The sequence below is a fragment of the Parvimonas oralis genome (assembly GCF_047608425.1).
In the GTDB taxonomy this organism is placed as follows: Bacteria; Bacillota; Clostridia; order Tissierellales; family Peptoniphilaceae; genus Parvimonas.
In genome coordinates this window covers 93,084-111,151 of record NZ_JBLKRS010000004.1, presented here as the reverse complement: position 1 = coordinate 111,151, position 18,068 = coordinate 93,084, and the positions used below count along the sequence as shown (strand labels likewise).

General features: G+C 27.0%; 19 protein-coding genes. 15 read left to right on the top strand and 4 right to left on the bottom strand.

Features of this window, described 5'->3' with window-relative positions; all coding sequences use genetic code 11:
* The first annotated feature begins 153 nt into the window (after positions 1-153).
* Both ACMX2D_RS05775 and ACMX2D_RS05770 read left to right on the top strand, forming a co-directional pair.
* Positions 154-600 carry a GNAT family N-acetyltransferase gene (locus tag ACMX2D_RS05775; RefSeq protein ID WP_414973103.1) on the top strand — a complete coding sequence of 149 codons (447 nt, stop codon included), beginning with the start codon at positions 154-156 and terminating at the stop codon, positions 598-600.
* A gap of 25 nt (positions 601-625) precedes the next feature.
* Positions 626-1,915 carry a hypothetical protein gene (locus tag ACMX2D_RS05770; RefSeq protein ID WP_414973102.1) on the top strand — a complete coding sequence of 430 codons (1,290 nt, stop codon included), beginning with the start codon at positions 626-628 and terminating at the stop codon, positions 1,913-1,915.
* 18 nt (positions 1,916-1,933) lie between these two features.
* On the opposite strand, the gene ACMX2D_RS05765 is transcribed toward ACMX2D_RS05770, so the two are convergent.
* Positions 1,934-2,407, bottom strand: coding sequence for a hypothetical protein (locus ACMX2D_RS05765; protein ID WP_414973101.1), 474 nt, complete (start codon positions 2,405-2,407; stop codon positions 1,934-1,936).
* A 197-nt stretch (positions 2,408-2,604) separates the two neighbouring features.
* Here ACMX2D_RS05765 and ACMX2D_RS05760 point away from each other — a divergent pair, with 197 nt between their 5' ends.
* From ACMX2D_RS05760 to fni, 12 genes are all read left to right on the top strand, one after another.
* The gene (locus ACMX2D_RS05760; RefSeq protein WP_414973100.1) at positions 2,605-3,105 is read left to right on the top strand and encodes a hypothetical protein; all 501 of its coding nucleotides are present in this window, start codon (positions 2,605-2,607) and stop codon (positions 3,103-3,105) included.
* Positions 3,106-3,143: 38 nt separating this feature from the next.
* Positions 3,144-3,824, top strand: coding sequence for a response regulator transcription factor (locus tag ACMX2D_RS05755; RefSeq protein WP_414973099.1), 681 nt, complete (start codon positions 3,144-3,146; stop codon positions 3,822-3,824).
* A gap of 2 nt (positions 3,825-3,826) precedes the next feature.
* The gene (locus ACMX2D_RS05750; RefSeq protein WP_414973098.1) at positions 3,827-4,729 is read left to right on the top strand and encodes a sensor histidine kinase; all 903 of its coding nucleotides are present in this window, start codon (positions 3,827-3,829) and stop codon (positions 4,727-4,729) included.
* 9 nt (positions 4,730-4,738) lie between these two features.
* Positions 4,739-5,017: a GIY-YIG nuclease family protein gene (locus ACMX2D_RS05745; RefSeq protein ID WP_281703271.1), complete on the top strand. Its 279-nt coding sequence runs from the start codon at positions 4,739-4,741 to the stop codon at positions 5,015-5,017.
* Between the two features lie 439 nt (positions 5,018-5,456).
* The gene (locus ACMX2D_RS05740; RefSeq protein ID WP_414973097.1) at positions 5,457-6,263 is read left to right on the top strand and encodes a Fic family protein; all 807 of its coding nucleotides are present in this window, start codon (positions 5,457-5,459) and stop codon (positions 6,261-6,263) included.
* A 9-nt stretch (positions 6,264-6,272) separates the two neighbouring features.
* Positions 6,273-6,878, top strand: a complete 606-nt coding sequence (locus ACMX2D_RS05735) for a hypothetical protein (protein WP_414973096.1) — start codon at positions 6,273-6,275, stop codon at positions 6,876-6,878.
* Between the two features lie 9 nt (positions 6,879-6,887).
* Positions 6,888-7,541 carry an MmcQ/YjbR family DNA-binding protein gene (locus ACMX2D_RS05730; RefSeq protein ID WP_414973095.1) on the top strand — a complete coding sequence of 218 codons (654 nt, stop codon included), beginning with the start codon at positions 6,888-6,890 and terminating at the stop codon, positions 7,539-7,541.
* Between the two features lie 148 nt (positions 7,542-7,689).
* On the top strand, positions 7,690-8,454 hold the full coding sequence (locus ACMX2D_RS05725) for an ABC transporter ATP-binding protein (protein ID WP_414973094.1): 765 nt from the start codon (positions 7,690-7,692) through the stop codon (positions 8,452-8,454).
* Complete coding sequence (locus ACMX2D_RS05720) at positions 8,444-10,435, top strand: ABC transporter permease (protein ID WP_414973093.1); 1,992 nt, start codon at positions 8,444-8,446, stop codon at positions 10,433-10,435. Before ACMX2D_RS05725 ends, ACMX2D_RS05720 begins: the two co-directional genes overlap by 11 nt.
* A gap of 216 nt (positions 10,436-10,651) precedes the next feature.
* Positions 10,652-11,194, top strand: a complete 543-nt coding sequence (locus tag ACMX2D_RS05715) for an isochorismatase family protein (protein ID WP_414973092.1) — start codon at positions 10,652-10,654, stop codon at positions 11,192-11,194.
* A gap of 10 nt (positions 11,195-11,204) precedes the next feature.
* Complete coding sequence (locus ACMX2D_RS05710; protein ID WP_414973091.1) at positions 11,205-12,224, top strand: LCP family protein; 1,020 nt, start codon at positions 11,205-11,207, stop codon at positions 12,222-12,224.
* Between the two features lie 11 nt (positions 12,225-12,235).
* Positions 12,236-13,246 (top strand): type 2 isopentenyl-diphosphate Delta-isomerase, encoded by a 1,011-nt coding sequence (fni, locus tag ACMX2D_RS05705; RefSeq protein ID WP_414973090.1) that lies wholly within the window; start codon positions 12,236-12,238, stop codon positions 13,244-13,246.
* A 136-nt stretch (positions 13,247-13,382) separates the two neighbouring features.
* On the opposite strand, the gene ACMX2D_RS05700 is transcribed toward fni, so the two are convergent.
* Positions 13,383-14,627 (bottom strand): MFS transporter, encoded by a 1,245-nt coding sequence (locus ACMX2D_RS05700; protein ID WP_414973089.1) that lies wholly within the window; start codon positions 14,625-14,627, stop codon positions 13,383-13,385.
* A gap of 446 nt (positions 14,628-15,073) precedes the next feature.
* Here ACMX2D_RS05700 and ACMX2D_RS05695 point away from each other — a divergent pair, with 446 nt between their 5' ends.
* Positions 15,074-15,352: a GIY-YIG nuclease family protein gene (locus tag ACMX2D_RS05695; RefSeq protein ID WP_414973088.1), complete on the top strand. Its 279-nt coding sequence runs from the start codon at positions 15,074-15,076 to the stop codon at positions 15,350-15,352.
* 562 nt (positions 15,353-15,914) lie between these two features.
* On the opposite strand, the gene mnmE is transcribed toward ACMX2D_RS05695, so the two are convergent.
* Positions 15,915-17,285: a tRNA uridine-5-carboxymethylaminomethyl(34) synthesis GTPase MnmE gene (gene mnmE, locus ACMX2D_RS05690; protein WP_414973087.1), complete on the bottom strand. Its 1,371-nt coding sequence runs from the start codon at positions 17,283-17,285 to the stop codon at positions 15,915-15,917.
* Between the two features lie 62 nt (positions 17,286-17,347).
* Complete coding sequence (gene jag, locus ACMX2D_RS05685) at positions 17,348-18,058, bottom strand: RNA-binding cell elongation regulator Jag/EloR (protein WP_009447514.1); 711 nt, start codon at positions 18,056-18,058, stop codon at positions 17,348-17,350.
* Between the last annotated feature and the right edge of the window lie 10 nt (positions 18,059-18,068).

The following is an 18,068-nucleotide window of genomic DNA, read 5'->3' as shown; positions in this document are numbered from 1 at the left end:
AGAGAGATCTCATACTTTTGCTTTAGCAAAAGTAAATGTATCGCAGATATATCAAAATCAAATTCCAATCAACATAAAGTAAATACTTATATTAACAAGTAGAGTTTTTCTTAAAAATTTGGTAAAATGTAATAAAACAATTTGGAGGTGCTTATGGAATTTTTAGATACTTCTTTTTTACAAAATGATGAAATAAAATTAGTTTTAGATAAATTTTATTCCGGAAATTTAGCAATTAATTGGGTTCCTGCCTATAGTTTTTATATATGCGACTTAAAAGGACAAAAATTAGGAAAATGTGATTTGAGAATTGGATATAGTAAAGGACTTTTCTATGGTGGTAATATTGGTTATACAATTGACGAAAAATACAGAGGTAATCACTATTCAGCAAAAGCCTGTAAACTCCTTTTTGAACTGGCAAAAAAGCATGATATGGAATATTTGTATATAACAGCTAATCCCGATAATCACGCTTCAAATAAGATATGTGAATACCTAAATGGAGAGTTTTTAGGCATCTTTGAATTGCCCAAAGATAATGATATGAGAATAAATGACAACGAAACTCATAAATGCATCTATAAATTTGTGTTGTAAGAAATAATACTAAATGGAGGAAACTATGCCTGTATGCTATTTTAATCAAGATTATGAAAATAAATATAGATGTGAATATTCAATTACTTATGAAGATATTACTGTTGAAGTTGAATATGATATACACGATGAAATTCCATATATAGATGGAGTTAAATATTTTACTACTAGTACAAAATATGATAATCGAGATATTCTAATTATAGATTATGACAACAAAAAAAATTATCTTCTAAAAAATGCATTTTATTCAGGAGGTACTACAATATTAGGTAACCCTGATAAAAATTCAACAACAATATTTCAATCAAATGTATATTTTAGTCACATCGATTATAATAAACTTACAGAATTAAAAATCAAGCCAAAAATTTCAAAAATTAAAATATATAGTAAAATAATAAATTATCTTATAGACTATCCAAATTTACAAATGATTGATACTGATGAACTTTATTCTATTAGCTTATCAAAAAACAAAAAAGAAATACTAAAATCTATTAATAAAAAAAATATAAAAAATTTAATATTAGGTGATTCTTGGAAAACCACTTTCAATAGAAAAGACCATAATATTTCAATAAACTTCGATGGATATCTCGAAATTCAATTTTCTAAAAGAGTTGATTATGATAAAATATCAAGCTATATTAATGAGTTAATAACATTTATGCAAATTTATATCCCAAACAAATTCTTAATAGATAAATTGGATGTAGAAATTGATAAAACATATTTTAAATTTTCTACCTACTCAAATCAGGTAATTTATAAAGAAAGAAACATCAATCCATCTATTTCTACTCCATTAATAGAATTTTTAGAAATTTGTTATAAAAATATACCATATAGAGATAGTGGATCTAAATTCAGAAATATTCCTTATATAGTAAATAGTACTACAAAAAGTCTCGAAGATAATTTTTTAATGTTCTATAAATTTATAGAATGTTATTATAAAAAAGGTAGCAATTCAATTATAAAAGGTCTAACAGACCACTATTCTTCAATAGAAACTTTAATAAAAGATGAATTTTTAGAACAAGAAACTTTAGAAGATTTTTTAGACAAATCAAAATTAAATGAGTTTTTAGAACAAACAGCATTAGAAATAGTTAAATTAAGAAATCATTATGTTCACTCTGGCTATTATATAAGAAATAATTGTCTAAAAATCAAAAAAGGAAAAACAATATCAAATATCAATATTCAATGGATATTTTTAAGAACCAGACTTCTTTATCTAGTTGCAATAGATATTATTTTTAAAGAGATGTTAGGCTTTGATAAATACAATTATAAAAAACTTTTTTAAAAATATTAATAAAAAATTTTACTTTATTTCATAATCAATATGACGTTTTTTTAATTCTTTTAAAAAATAGTCATATTTTTTTTGCTCTTTATCTGTTGAAATATGCCCAATTCCAAAAGTATATCTGAAAAATCTACCTTCTACTTTAATAGAAACCTTATAAACACGATTGCTTCTATATTTAGATGTATATTTAATCGTAACAGTTTCTATTTTATCTGTATCAATTGGAAATAAATGATTTAAAGTATATAATTTATCACCATTAAAATAACAAATAATTTCGTTGTGAAATTTTAATTTAAAAAGAATTCTAGTAAGAATAATATATGCTAAAATGAAATAACCTAAAATTGATAAAGAAAAAAATATATATGTACCAATGTATAAATCATTATAAGATAAGACAGTATAGGCTATATAAAAGCCTGAGCACAAAAACAATATAAAAATTATTCCTATCATTAAATATATTCCAAATTTATTTTTCATTTTTTACTCCTATTTCCAATTTAATTTTATTATAATAATTCTACCATATTTGCTTTTAGATGACTACATTTTACTTTAACTAAAATAATAATTATGCTATACTTATTTAAAAGAATTATTTTAGAATCAATTTATCTAGTTAATAATAAAAAGATAAACTATCTTTTAATTTTTTAAATTTTCAAGTGGAGAGTTTTATGGAATTTTTAAATGATTTACAAAATTTTTATTCAAATATAGAAAAAATTGCAGAAGTATTAGCTTCATCAATAAAAAATCAAAATTTACCTATAGACTCTGGTTGGTATAATGACCATTATCATATAGAAAATGGAAATTGGATTAGGGAAGCTTATCCGATAAAAGTCCTAACTTTGAATGGATTATGTGATATTGAAATTGGATTTTTTAATATAGCCATAACTTCAAAATTAAAAAAGGAACAAGCTTTGTCATATAATTTTAGTAGTCTTGAAGCTCTTGATTTAAAATATGATGTCTATGGTGTAGAAAATTTTTTATTGGATTTTAAAAATGAATTTTTTGATGAAAAGGAAACAATAAAAAACAAAATTAAAAACTCTTCAGAGGAAGATATTGCTTTTTCATTTTATTTTGAATCGAATTCTTCAAAAAGCAATATTCAAAAAATAGTTAATACAATTAACCTTTTAAGAGCTAATAAATTTTTCTATTAATATTAATAGTTTAAAAAATACTCAAAGGAGTGATATTTTTGAAAATTTTAATTGTCGAAGATGATGAAAATATATTTGAAATGTTGAAAAAGGAACTTTTGCTTTGGAATTATGAAGTAAAGGGGATTTCAAATTTCAATCAAATTGTCGAAGAATTTATCGAATATCAACCACATTTAGTTTTAATGGACATTATGTTGCCATATAATAATGGTTATTTTTGGTGTGAGGAAATCCGTAAACATTCAAATGTTCCAATTATTTTCATTTCTTCAAAAAGTGAAAATATCGATATTGTAATGGGTATTCAATTCGGAGCGGACGACTATATAACTAAGCCGATAGATTTGAATGTAACTTTGGCAAAAATAAAAGCAATCTTGAGGAGAAGCTATGATTTTACAAAGGACTTCGAATTTTTAAGTTTTGCAAATGTATTTTTATATATGGATAAGAATAAAGTAAAATATAATGATAACGAAATTTCCCTTACAAATACGGAAACAATGATTTTGGAAACTCTTTTTAAAGCCAAAGGAGGAGTTGCTTCAAGGGAGTCAATTATGGAAAAATGTTGGCATGGAGATGATTATATTGACGATAACACTTTGGCGGTCAATATAACAAGACTTAGAAAAAAATTTGCAGATATTAATTTAAATGATTTTATCCAAACTAAAAAGGGAAGCGGATATTATCTAAATTCTAAAATGGAGTAGAAATGGATAAATTTAAAAATTATATTTCAAAAATTTTACCTGTAACGGTAGCAACATTTTTTATATTATCAGTATTCTGGGTTGTTTTTTTCCTTATGAATTTAGGCTTTGAAAACTATGTTTTAGCCTTTGAAATAGTTATTTTTTTCTTCATAGTATATCTTATTTTTATGGCATTTTTAAATAAAAAAGAGAAAAAACTAAAAAATCAGATACAAGAACTTGAAGAAGCTAATTTGAATTTAAGAAATGACTTTTTGGCAAAGGAAAAAGAATTACAAGAGTATTTTTTAATTTGGATTCATCAGATTAAAACTCCTATAACTGCAGGAAAATTAATCTGCGACAGTGATATTGAAAATGAAAATGTAAAAAATATAAAAAAAGAGTTGATTTATATTGAAGATTATACAAATATGGCTCTAAGCTATCTTAAAATGTCAAAGCACAATACGGATATGGACATTTCTCTTGTGAATTTAGATGATATTATTAGGCCTTTAATCAAAAAATACGCAATTCTATTTATTTCAAACAATATAAAACTTGAATACAAAAAACTGAATGTAAAAGTAATTACAGACAGCAAATGGTGTATGGTAGTAATTGAACAGTTATTATCAAATGCAATAAAATATACAAAGAACGGGATTGTTTCAATATCTTTTAACGAAAAAGAAAACTCTCTCGAAATAAAAGACAATGGAATTGGAATTAAGGATTCGGATCTTCCGAAAATTTTTGACAAGGGATATTCAGGCTTTAATGGAAGACAAAACCAGAAATCAACGGGAATAGGTCTATTTTTAGTTAAACAAATTTTAGATAAACTCGGACAAAAAGTTAAATTGGAGTCAAAATTAGGCGAAGGAACAAGTGTAAAAGTCTATTTTAATATAGATTAGGAGAAAATTATGTTTTATGTATATATAATTTCTAATAATTTTAGAAATGTTTTGTATATTGGTGTTACAAGAAATCTTGAAAGAAGATTATATGAACATAAAAACAAATTAATTGATGGCTTTTCTAAAAAATATAATTTGAATGTATTACTTTTTTATGAAACTACAGAATATGCTTTAGATGCAATCGCTCGAGAAAAACAGTTGAAGAAGTGGAATAGAGATAAAAAATTTGCCTTAATTAAATCTATAAATCCTGAATTAAGAGATTTATCAGACGATTGGTGATTGTTTTGGTATTTCTTTCAGAAATACTATTGCTTGTAAACAAGCAATAGTTGAGATCTTTCGACTACGCTCAAGATGACGTGTCGGGAGCTCTACTTTTCAAAGGGCTATGACGTGAATTGTTTTGTTTTCTATGCAATTTTAAAAAATTTTTGAAGTTTATTTACCATTTACGTTAAGCTATCAAACGAAGATATTTCCCTTATACGTCATCTCGACCGAAACGGAACATAGTGAAGTGAAGTGAATCTAGCCCTAACTTTTGTTGTTTATTCATAAACAACAAAAAGTAGGTCTGACGGGGTAATTGTATCTTTGATACAATGACTCTGGAGATCTCATACTTATGCTTGTATACAAGCATAAGTGAATGTATCGTAGATACATTCGATATAAACATCTTATTGTTTTTAATTTATTTACTAATTAGGAGAAAATTATGGAAAAAGATATTTTTGAAGAATATATTAAACATACAGAACCTGAAAAGAAAGAAAAAGCATATGCTTGGAGTATCGGTATCGGACTTCAAGATGTTGACGGAATTAAGCCTTCAAAATATTTAATTGAAACTGCGAAGCAAAATATTGAGGGAGAAATATCATTAGATCAAGCTGAAAAAATGATTACTGCTTATTATGAAGAAAAACCTAGCAGAGATGAAGAGAGAAATAAGGAAGCTGACGAAGTAGCTTTACGAATTACAAGAATTATTACAGAACCTGCTTTTTCTTTTACACCAAATGAATATTTATCCATTCACTACAGACTATTTAAAGGGATTTACTCTCATGCAGGACAAATAAGAAAATATAATATCACGAAAAAAGAATGGATTTTAAATGAAAAAAGTGTAACTTATGGAAGTTTTAGCGAACTTTTTAAAACTCTGGAATATGATTTATCTCAAGAAAAAAGTTTTAATTACAAAAATTTGAATATGGATGAGATAATAAAACATTTAGCTATTTTCGTGTCAAGATTATGGCAAATTCATCCTTTTGCAGAGGGAAATACAAGAACAACTGCTGTTTTCTTTATAAAATATCTTAAAACTCTTGGCTTTGAAGTTGGAAATGAATTATTTTCAGAAAACTCTTGGTATTTTAGAAATGCATTGGTCAGAGCAAATTACAATGATTTAAAAAATGGAGTTTTTGAGACTACAGAATTTTTAGAAAAATTTTTAAGAAATTTATTACTTGGCGAAAAAAATATATTAAAAAATAGAGATTTGCATATATAGGAAAAACAAATGGAAATAAAAAGAGTTACAGAATACAATAATCCTTTATTTTCAGAGATTGCTTTAAAACAAAGAGGAGCATTTTTAATTGACGAAGAACCTTATGAAATTGAAATAATTTCTAGTGACAGTGCCTTAGTTAGAGGAAAAAATAGAGAAAATTTTAAAAAACTTATTGAGTATTTTAGATATTATTCTCCACATATATTAAATTTTTTTGATGAGAATGATAAAAAAATTATTTCTTTTGAAAAGAAGCCGGTTTTAACTTTAGAAGTTGATAAAATTCAACCTTCTCAATTTTACATTGATGAAGATAAATTAAATGCCCTTAAAAGTTTTATTAAAAATTCGAAGGATATTGTAATTCAAGTTGTAAAATCCGATGAGGAATATATCTGTGTTGATGGTCATACGAGGCTATTTATTGCTTTTTTAAAGAATTTTAAAACTGTTCATGCCATAGAAACTGAGTTTGACGATGATACCAACTACTTTGTTTCTCAAGCAAAGAAAAGAAATATCTTTACAATAAAAGACTTAAAACTTGTATCTCATAGTGATTATAAAAAATTGTGGTTAAACTTTTGTGATAGCTATTTTAATATATATTAGGAGAATTTTATGTTTTATAATGAAATATTTGACAAAAATATTTTTAATTCTAAACTTGCAATTGCATATGGTTTTTCAAAGGTTGGAGATTATTATATTTTACAATCAGATATTGATATGGAAAACTTTAATGTGATTGTTAAAATAGACAAGGTCTCTTTTGAGGTAAATGTTATTGAATTACCTTTTAATGAAGAATATATTTTATTTAACGTTCTTGACAGCAAGGGTAAATTTGTTTCAAAAATTAGAACAAAAGTTAATGAACTTATTGAGGATATTGTAAAAAATTGTTTTACTTCTTTAGATTACAGAAAATTATTACTAGACTATGTAAGAGAAAAATACGGGACAATTCCAGAAGAACCTTGGGAAGATAATAATCATGCGACGATAAAGACTTCAAATAGTAAAAAATGGTATGGAATTTTTATGTACCTTCCTTATAAGACTTTGGGACTTGATAAAAGTGAAAAGATTGATGTTTTGAATATAAAACTTAATCCTGAACTTATAGAAAGTCTAATTGATAAAAAGCATTTTTTCCCTGCATACCATATGAATAAAAAATACTGGATTACAATATTATTGGATTCAGATATGAATATGGATTTGGTCAAGAGCTTAATTGACGAGAGTTTTAAATTAGTTGAAAAAGTATAAGACTAATGGGAATTTAACCCCTAACATTTCAATAACCTTACAACTTTGTAAGGTTATTTTTGTTTTTGTAATATTAGATAAATGTTAGGCATAAAAATTTTTGCTAAAATATTATTGTAAACGAAAATAGTATTTTATGGAGGTAATTATGAATATATTAGATGTTAGAAATTTAAAAAAGATTTACGGAGGAATGGGACGTGTAAAAACTGAGGCTCTTAAGGATGTAAATTTTTCTGTTGAAAAAGGAGAATTTATTGCCGTTATGGGAGAGTCAGGAAGTGGAAAAACAACTCTTTTAAATATAATAGCAACATTGGATAGGGCAACTGAAGGATCAGTTTTTATTGGAGGAAAGAATGTAAATTCTTTAAGCAATTCAGAAGTTGCAAGTTTTAGACGTGAAAAGTTGGGCTTTGTTTTCCAAGATTTTAATTTATTGGACTCTTTTTCAAATAGAGATAATATTTATCTTCCACTTGTTTTATCAGATGTTAAACCGGCAGTGATAAATGAAAAAGTAGGAGAGATTGCTCCAATTTTGAAGATAAGTGATATTTTGGATAAATATCCTTACCAAGTTTCAGGCGGACAAAAACAAAGAGTTGCAATAGCAAGAGCAATAATCACAAAACCAGATTTGCTTCTTGCAGACGAACCAACAGGGGCTTTGGACTCAAAGTCTGCAGATATAGTTATGAAAACTTTCTGCGATATAAATAACAGTGGACAAACCGTTTTAATGGTTACTCATTCTGTAAAATGCGCTGCTTTTGCAAAAAGAGTAATTTTCATAAAAGATGGTAGAGTTTATCACGAAATCTATAAAGGAAGTGACGACAACTTAACTTTTGCTGAAAAAATAAATCAAGCTCAAATCATGTTAAACGGGGTGAATAACTATGAAAAGTAAAATGGCTTCAAAATTTGCTTTTAGAAATATGAAGGCGAATGCTTTGCTTTTAACTCCATTTTTAATAGCAAGTAGTATTATGGGAACTCTATTTTTTGTAATGGCTTCCCTTGGACAAAATCATTATATCGAAAAAAATCATGAATATGTAGCAATCCTTATAAAATTTGGAATTTTTATAGTTGGAATTTTCACATTTATATTTATCCTATATGCTAACAGCTTTTTAGCTAAGAGGAGAAATAAGGAATTTGCCCTATATGGTATTTTAGGTTTAGAGAAAAAACATATTGCTAAAATTATTTCAATAGAATATATACTAAACTTTTTTACAGTTAGTTTCTTTTCTATAACAGGTGGATTTGTTCTTGGAAAATTAGCATTTATTCTGCTTAATAAAATAACTAAAAATATGACTGCAAAAATAATGGACTATAATTTTTCAATTTCTTCTGCAATATTGACTTTAATATTCTTAGCTATAATATTTATATTAATATATTTAACAATGATATTTAGAATTGGAAAATCAACTCCTATAGAACTCCTTTCAAAACAAAAAAAGGCGGAGGGAGAACCGAAAAGTAAGTTTATCCTTGGAACTTTAGGCTTTATAATTCTATGTGCTGGATATTATCTCTCAGTTACTTCAAAAGGGAATCTCAGTAGCTTTTTTGCGTTTTTTCCTGCTGTTATTGCTGTAATAATCGGTACTTATCTGGTATTCATCGCTTTTAGTATTTTAGTTTTAAAATTATTAAAAAGAAATAGAAATTTATATTACAAAGCAAAAAATTTCCTTTCAATATCAGGAATGTTATACAGAATGAAATCAAATGCCGTCTCACTTGCAAGTATTACACTTCTTTCAACTTCAATTATAGTTACTTTAGCTACAACATTGACAATAAATTCAAGTATAAAAAACCTTACAGATTCTATCCATCCTAATGATTTTTATTTATCATCCTCAGTAACAGGAAATAATAAAGATATATTAGAAAATGGAGAAGAAAGGAAAAAAGAAATCTTAAATATTTTAAACAGAGTATTAAAAGAAGATGAAAAAATTAAAAATCTAACAGTTAAAAAGACTACAATGAATCCTGTAATAAATGAAAATGGAAAGATTACTCCTTTGGGTAAAAGACAAGAATTATCAGCATTTTTAATCGTTGAAACATTGGAAGATTTTAATAAAAATAACAATACTAATTATACTCTTAATGACGATGAGGTGGTATATTCCTCTAACTCTAAAAAGCTTAATAATTATGACAGTATGGATTTTGCCGGAAAGAATTATAAATTAGTAAAAGTAAAAAACTTATTTCCTATGAGCATATCTGCTGAAGGGATGATAATTATTGTAAAAGATAATGAAACTTTTATCAAAATGTTAGAAGAATATACTTTTAATTATAATGAAAAACAATTAAAATATAACCTAGATTTTAATTTTGATTTAGAGTCTGCTGACAAGGAAGCTTTTTATACGAGATTACACATAGATTATGATATATTTGTTCAACAAAAAGATATATTTAGTCATTCTTTGTCTTCAAAAACTGAAGTTGATGCTTTTGCTTATGAAGTAAATGGCGGGCTATTATTTTTCGGAATGATAGTTGCATTAATATTCATAACAGGAACAGTTTTAATCACATATTATAAACAAATTTCCGAGGGCTTTGAAGATAAACAAAATTATCAGATAATGAAAAATGTAGGGCTTCCGGACTCAATCATCAAAAAAAGTTTAAGAGTACAAATACTGTGGATTTTCTTCCTACCACTTGTTGTAGCAACAATTCACTCATTATTCGCCTTTCCAATCCTACACAATATACTTAAAGGACTTGGATTCCAAAGTATAAGAATTTTTACAATGAGTTTTGCCACAATTGTACTTAGCTTTTCAGTAATATATTTTATAATCTACTCAATAACTTCAAGAGTTTATTATAAAATTATAAGATAAAAAATATAATATGTCTCATAAATTAATATTTTTCAGTTTTTTAGTTGAAAAAAAAACATATATAATGTATAATAAATGCAGTTTTATTACTTATAATAAAACTGCATTTGTTGTATAACAATAAAGTTTTTAATCAATCAACTGATGTAAAACATCATTTATTGTGTCGTGGAAAATAATTTAATTTTTTAGTTAAGTTTAAATTTGGAGATTTTTATGAAAATTGAAAATACAATTTTACTGGTATTGGATATTCAAGAGAAACTGATGCCGGTTATACAAAATAATGAAAGTATTATAAAATACACGAATATTTTGATTAATGCCTGTAATGAACTTAATATTCCGATAATTTATACTGAGCAATATCCAAAAGGACTTGGCGAAACAATTTCGGAAATTAAGGAGTCTTTAAATAAAGCAGATGCAAAGTATTTTTCAAAAAACAGTTTTTCAGCTTATCCTATAATTAAAGATGAAGTTTTAAAACTGAAAGATGAAGGAAAAACATCAATAATTATTACAGGTGTGGAAACACATATTTGTGTTTATCAGACAATAAAAGATTTGAAAAATGATTTTGAAATTCTGGTTCCTTTTGAAACGGTCGGTTCAAGAAATCAGGAAAATTATAAAAACGGTTTAGATTTAATTAGAAACATGGAAGCAAGTATTACTAATGTTGAAACTATTTTATTCGATTTGATTAAGACATCAGAACATCCTAGTTTCAAAGTTATTAGTAAATTAATAAAGTAAGGAGTTTTATATGAAAAAGAAATTTATTATAACTTTTATTATATCTTTATGTCTATTTGGTGGAATTTTTTGGGTAGCAAATAGAGTTTTAGATATTATGGAAGTTACTTCAAAAGTAGAATTTGTAGGTAGTGATTTAGGTGAAGGAAATAATATTGAACAAGTTGTAGAAAATGAACTTTTATTTTTAGTTTTAGGTTTGGATAGCGATGACTTCAGCGGAGCTACAACTGAACAAAATAGAACAGACACTATGATTTTATGTAAAGTTAATTTTGAAACCGGAAAAATTGATATACTATCAATTCCTCGTGATTCAAGAGTTATGGTTAGAGGAAAATTAGATAAAATAAATCATGCTCACCACTTTGGCGGTCTTAAACTGGCTATGAAAACTACAAGAGATTTCTTAAATTTGGATATAGATTATTATGTAAGAGTAAATTTCTTCTCTGTCAAGGATATAGTAGATGCTCTTGGTGGTGTTGAAGTCGATGTACCTGTTCAAGTTGACGTTGCTGAAGATAATGTTCATTTGGAACCGGGTAAACAAATTTTAAATGGAAAGCAAGCACTGCAATTTGCAAGATTTAGAGCAGGATATGCTGAAGGTGATGTTGGTCGTGTTAAAGCTCAACAACTACTTATAAAAGCATTGGTTACTGAGTTGACTAAGGCTAAAAATATCGCAAAAATTCCACAAATTTTAGAAGTTGTAAAAAAGACTGTAAATACTAATATTCCTTTCTCTACAATTGCAAAATTAGCTTTAAAAACAAATAACTTAAGTGTAGATAAGATGAATACTCAAATAGTTCCGGGAGAATCTGCATATATAAATAATATAAGTTATTTCGTTCCAAATCGTTCAAAATTGAATGCTCTTGTTAAAGAGATGTTTGGAGATTATTTATTAAAACAAAATGGAAGCACTCAAGTAGATACAGACAAGAATAACAAGAATAATTCAAATACTAATAAAAATAATAACAAAAATAACAATACTAATAACAAAAATAACAACAGATAATTTAGGTGAATATGGAAAACGAGAGAAAAAAAGAACATTTAGAAAACTTTTTAAAGAGCAATTTCAAATCCAGTACTCTATTTGAAGATGTATATGTTGAACATTTTGCATTAACTGATTTGAATTTTGATGAAATTGATACTTCCGTAAACTTTTTAGGAAAAAAAATGTCCTTTCCACTTCTCATAAATGCAATGACTGGTGGGGCGGAAACTTCTTACGATGTAAATGAAGATTTAGCAAGACTTTGTAAAAATTTTAATATAGCATTTGAAAGTGGAAGTCAAAAAGTTGCCTTACAAGATGAAGAACTTGTAGAAACTTTTACGGTTGTAAAAGATATTTTAGATGAAAAAAATATAATCATTTCAAATCTTTCTGCATTATCAAGCCTTGAAGATGTTAAAAAAGCTGTTGAAATGTTAAATTCCGATGCAATTTCTCTCCATCTAAATCCCGCTCAAGAGATTGTTCAGTTTGAAGGAGATAGAAATTTCAAAGGAATTTTAGAAAATATTGAAAATATCGTTAAAAACTCGAGTGTTCCCGTTATTATAAAAGAAACAGGTTGCGGTATTTCTAAAAAAACTTGTGAAAAACTTCTGAATGTAGGTGTAAAATACATTGACATCAGCGGTTTTGGCGGAACAAATTTCATTGAAATCGAAAATTTAAGAAGAACGGATTTAGATTTTACAAATATATACGGTTGGGGAATTCCAACTGCAAAATGTATAATAGATTGTAGAAGCATTTCAAAAGACTTTACTCTAATCGGCTCCGGTGGAATAAAAACAGGAGAAGATATTGCAAAGGCGATAATACTTGGTAGCGATATGACTGCAATTGCAGGTGAAGTTTTAAGATATTTAATTCACGGCGGATATAAATTTGCTGAAGATTATTTAAAATCTCTAATCTATCAAACAAAGATGATTATGTTGCTTCTTGGAGTAAAAAATATTGAAGAGCTTAAACAAGTTGAATACAAAATATTTGGAAAATTAAAAGATATATCATAAGAACCCCGTCCTTCCACGATGCTTCGCATCGGGTGGGTACCCGGGAACCTTATTGCTTTGCAATAAAATAAAGTTAAAAAATGAGAGTTAGTAAAACTCTCATTTTTTTATACTCAATTTAAAAGGGGGAGACCTTTTAAAGCTTACTTGTCTTTAAATCTATTTTTAATATATATGGTAAAAATGTAAATACCATTAAAACTAACCCTGAAAAGATAAATATATATGAACTTTTAAATTTATCAAATAAGATAGAATAGAACAATATTCCAAGTGGCACTAGAAGTTGACAACCCGTTTCTATAATACTGAAAATTCTTCCCTGATATTCAACAGGAATGGCCTTTGTAAACCAAACAAATAACGGTGTATTTACAAAATTTCCAACAAAATTAACTCCAAATGCAAATATCATAAATATTATAAAATATGAAATATTGCTGTGTTTAAATAATAAAGCACTTCCCAAAAACAATAAAACTACTGCGGTTCCTCCAATCCACTTAAAAGAAAATTCCAAAGGAGCTTCAATATCCTTCATCATTGACAATATTATTGAAGAAACTATTATAGCTACAGGAAAAGCGGAATTTATAATACCGTAGAGATAATCTGAAATCTTAATCTCATTAATCAAAACATAGGGAAGTCCAACTGAAACTGATGCGAAAAGAAAATTTATGAACATTGCAAAGGAAATAATAAAAACTAAAACCTTTTTGTCTTTCATATATTTGATTCCTTCAACGAATAGTCTTAAAACTTTCTTTTCTTCATTATTTTCTATTCCTTCAGTCTTAATAAGATTAAAATTAATAAAAAGTACAATTAAAATAGTTATAAACTCAATAACAGCTTCCAAAAGTACAAAATGAATTAATTCTAATTTTGAAAGTAGAAAGACTGCTAAAATTGGAGAAATTATATAAACTCCTGAAGATGCAATCTGTTGAAAGGATTTTACCTTTTGAATATACTCTTCACATACAACCTTTTTTACAGAAGATGCAAAAGCATTATTTAAAAATTGATCTGCAACCTTTAAACAAATTAATAACATATATGTATTAATTAAATTTGTTTCAGCATTAGAATTTAAACTTAAAGCATATAAAATCAAACTTACAATACTGAAAACTTGAGCAATTACTATTATTTTTTTCTTACTGTATTTATCGACAACTCCTCCAACAAAAGGAACTAAAACAAGAGCAACTAAAGGTCCTATAATTTGAGAAATGCCGAAGTTTAAAGCAGATTCCGTCTTTTTTAAAATCAAAAGTCCAATTATAAAAGACAAAATAGAGCTACCGAAATTTCCCGTTATAGTTGTCATTATTAATTTTATCATCTGTTTTTTTGATTCTTTCAATAAATCCATAACTTTTACCTCTTAATACTTTATTTTGATTATATTATATATCATATAATATAATATTGTCAATAGTTTTTTGGAAATTTTTTTGATATATTATTTTATTTTTTATATTTTATATGTAAAGACAATTTGAAGTTATTAACTTTTAACGTCTGGCTACTAAACGAAGTTGTTTCACTTATACGTCATCTCGACTGTAACGAAGCGAAGCTGAGTGTAGTGAATCTAGCCCTAACTTTGCTTGTTTACAAGCAATAGTAGGTCTGACGCAAAGATTGTTCAAATCTTTGATTTGAATACAATCGACTGTGGAGATCTCATACTTTTGCTTTAGCAAAAGTAAATGTATCGTAGATACATCAAGTATTGTATAGAAATCTTATTTTTGATAGAATAATTTATATAAATCTTTGTATATGTTTTAATAGTTTACTCGTAAGGAGGATTATATGTTTTATGTATATATAATTTCTAATAATTTCAGAAATGTCCTATATATTGGTGTTACAAGAAATATTGAAAGAAGATTATATGAACATAAGAATAAATTATTAAAAGGTTTTTCTAAAAAATATAACTTAAATGTATTACTATTTTATGAAACAACAGAATATGCTTTAGATGCAATTGCTAGAGAAAAGCAATTAAAGAAGTGGAATAGAGAGAAAAAATTTAATTTGATTAAATCTGTAAATCCTGAATTAAGAGATTTATCAGAAGAATGGTGATTTTTTATACGAGTCCTTTACAGGACTTACAATTATTTGTTTACAAATAATTGTAATGAGATCTTCAGAGCAATTGTATCTAACGATACAATGACCCCGTCAGACCTACTTTTGTTTACAAGTAAACAAAGTTAGGGCTAGATTGACTATGCTCGAGATGACGTGTTAGGAGCATTTCTCTTCAAAGTGCTATGACGTGAATTATTACTATAAAATTAAATTATATATCATATTAAAGAATATAAAAAATTTTTTTTAATATTTTATAAGAAAATTAAAGATTATTTACTTTTAACGTTAAGCTATCAAACGAAGATATTTCCTTTATACGTCATCTTGAGCGAAACGTAGTATAGCGAAGTGTAGTCAATCTAGCCCTAACTTTACTTGTTTACAAGTAATAGTAGGTCTGACGCAAAGATTGTTCAAATCTTTGATTTGAGTACAATCGACTGCGAAGATCTCACACTTATGCTTGTGTTCAAGCATAAGTGAATGTATCGAAGATACATAAATTACAGTAAACTAATTCATTCCACAAAAAAGACGGTTCACACCGTCTTTATTTTCCTATACAGAAATTTGAAAAAATATTGTCCAAAATGTTTTCGGAAATATTTTCTCCGATTATTTCTCCAAGCACTTCATAGGCTCTTCTTAAATCCACTTCACAACAGTCAATAGGCACCATATTTTTTAAATCTCCATAGAAAGATTTTAAATATTCCAAAGAGCTCTTTAGACTATTTTCATGTCTTACATTTGTAATTAGAGCCTTGTCCTTAATCTCTATTTTTCCGTCGAAGAACATATCTATAATTGCCTGTTCAAGTTTTGAAATACCTTCATTTTTCAGAGCAGAAATTTCAATTAATTCAAAATTTATCTTTTCTTTTAATTTTTCTTCATTCAGTTTTTTATCCAAATCTACCTTATTTAAAATTCCGATAGATTTAGTTGTATTAGCAAGATTTATTATCTTTTCGTCTTCTTCGTCAAGCTCTCTTGAAATATCGAATAGTACCAAGTTTAAGTCGGAAGTTTCACTTGCTTCGATAGATTTTTGAACTCCGATTTTTTCAACGACATCAGCAGTTTCTCTAATTCCTGCAGTATCATTTATATTTAATTTGATTCCTGAAAGCTCGATGTCTTCTTTAATCAAATCCCTCGTAGTTCCAGCAATATCAGTTACAATCGCTCTTTCTTGTCTTAAAATTCTATTTAGTAGGGAAGACTTACCAACATTAGGCTTTCCGATGATTGAAACATTTATTCCGTCTTTTAAAATTTTTCCTTTATTAGACTCTCCAAGTAATTCTTCCATATCAGCCATTAATTTTTCAGTTTTTAAAATTACATTATCAAAAGGCAATTCTTCCTGCATATCTTCTGTAAAATTGATAGAATATTCGACAAAACTTAAAATATCCAAAAGTTGTTCTCTAAACTCTTTAATCTTTTTACTCAAATGTCCTTCAAGTTGATTAATAGCACTCTTATGAGAAAATTCCGTTTTCGCCTTTATTAAGTCAATAACTCCTTCGGCTTGGGATAAATCAAGACGGCCATTTAAAAAAGCTCTCTTCGTAAATTCTCCCTTTTCTGCAAGATCCGCTCCATTTTCAAGACATAAATTTAAAACCCTTTTAAGACAAACAATGCCCCCGTGAGTAAAGATTTCGACAACATGTTCTCTCGTATATGTATGAGGTGCAAACATAAAACATACCATAACTTCGTCAATGAGTTCATCTTTATCGTAAATATGGCCATATTTCATCATTCTATTGGATTTTTCATCTATTTCTTTTTTATCATAAGGCTTAAAAAATTTTTTTACAATATCTATCGACTTTTCACCACTAAGTCTTACAATTCCTATCCCTGATTCTCCAGTAGCAGTAGCAATAGCAACAATAGTATTTTCCATATTTTCTCCTTGTTGTTCCACAATAAAGCAAAAGAACGCCTAAACGTTCTTTTAATTACATATTAAAATTTAGGTTTGATAACAACCTTTCTATGTGGCTCTTCACCTTCACTCACTGTAAATACACCCTTCATATTATGCAAAGTTGAATGAACTATTCTTCTTTCATAAGCATTCATAGGTCTAAGTCTCATAACTTTTTTGTATCTAACAGATTTTTTAGCAAAAGTCATCGCCATTTCTCTTATTGATTCTTCTTTTCTCTTCTTATATCCATTTATATCCAAGAAAACTCTCTTTTCTAAAGAAGTATTTCTTCTTGCAAAAATGCTTAAAATATATTGAATACTTTCTAAAGTTTCTCCTGATTTTCCAATCAAAGCCTTAAAATCATCAGATTCATTGATATATATATTAAGAGCTTCTTCATCTTCATCAGAAGTTACTTCACATTCAACACCCATTTTTGAAATTAATTCCTTTAAAAATTCTTCAATCTTTTCTACATCTTCACTTTTAGCAGGAATTTCTTTTATACAACAAGTTTCTTCAATAACTTCTTCAACAACTTCTTCTATAAAACCATTAAAATCTTCTTCTTTTTCTTCTTTTAAAGAAACTTCAACCAAAGCATCTCTTGCTCCAAAGCCCAAGAAACCGCTCTTAGGTTTTTCTATTACTTTAACATCAACATCTGCAATATCAGCTGATAATTCTTCCAATGCAAGTTTAACAGCTTCATCAACAGTCTTTGCTGATTTTACAACACTCATTCTTTTGCTC

Coding starts and splice junctions, on each gene's coding strand:
- ACMX2D_RS05775 (WP_414973103.1), top strand. CDS start 154: ATGGAATTTTTAGATACTTCTTTTTTACAAAATGATGAAATAAAATTA.
- ACMX2D_RS05770 (WP_414973102.1), top strand. CDS start 626: ATGCCTGTATGCTATTTTAATCAAGATTATGAAAATAAATATAGATGT.
- ACMX2D_RS05765 (WP_414973101.1), bottom strand. CDS start 2,407: ATGAAAAATAAATTTGGAATATATTTAATGATAGGAATAATTTTTATA.
- ACMX2D_RS05760 (WP_414973100.1), top strand. CDS start 2,605: ATGGAATTTTTAAATGATTTACAAAATTTTTATTCAAATATAGAAAAA.
- ACMX2D_RS05750 (WP_414973098.1), top strand. CDS start 3,827: ATGGATAAATTTAAAAATTATATTTCAAAAATTTTACCTGTAACGGTA.
- ACMX2D_RS05745 (WP_281703271.1), top strand. CDS start 4,739: ATGTTTTATGTATATATAATTTCTAATAATTTTAGAAATGTTTTGTAT.
- ACMX2D_RS05740 (WP_414973097.1), top strand. CDS start 5,457: ATGGAAAAAGATATTTTTGAAGAATATATTAAACATACAGAACCTGAA.
- ACMX2D_RS05735 (WP_414973096.1), top strand. CDS start 6,273: ATGGAAATAAAAAGAGTTACAGAATACAATAATCCTTTATTTTCAGAG.
- ACMX2D_RS05730 (WP_414973095.1), top strand. CDS start 6,888: ATGTTTTATAATGAAATATTTGACAAAAATATTTTTAATTCTAAACTT.
- ACMX2D_RS05725 (WP_414973094.1), top strand. CDS start 7,690: ATGAATATATTAGATGTTAGAAATTTAAAAAAGATTTACGGAGGAATG.
- ACMX2D_RS05720 (WP_414973093.1), top strand. CDS start 8,444: ATGAAAAGTAAAATGGCTTCAAAATTTGCTTTTAGAAATATGAAGGCG.
- ACMX2D_RS05715 (WP_414973092.1), top strand. CDS start 10,652: ATGAAAATTGAAAATACAATTTTACTGGTATTGGATATTCAAGAGAAA.
- ACMX2D_RS05710 (WP_414973091.1), top strand. CDS start 11,205: ATGAAAAAGAAATTTATTATAACTTTTATTATATCTTTATGTCTATTT.
- fni (WP_414973090.1), top strand. CDS start 12,236: ATGGAAAACGAGAGAAAAAAAGAACATTTAGAAAACTTTTTAAAGAGC.
- ACMX2D_RS05700 (WP_414973089.1), bottom strand. CDS start 14,627: ATGGATTTATTGAAAGAATCAAAAAAACAGATGATAAAATTAATAATG.
- ACMX2D_RS05695 (WP_414973088.1), top strand. CDS start 15,074: ATGTTTTATGTATATATAATTTCTAATAATTTCAGAAATGTCCTATAT.
- mnmE (WP_414973087.1), bottom strand. CDS start 17,285: ATGGAAAATACTATTGTTGCTATTGCTACTGCTACTGGAGAATCAGGG.
- jag (WP_009447514.1), bottom strand. CDS start 18,058: ATGAGTGTTGTAAAATCAGCAAAGACTGTTGATGAAGCTGTTAAACTT.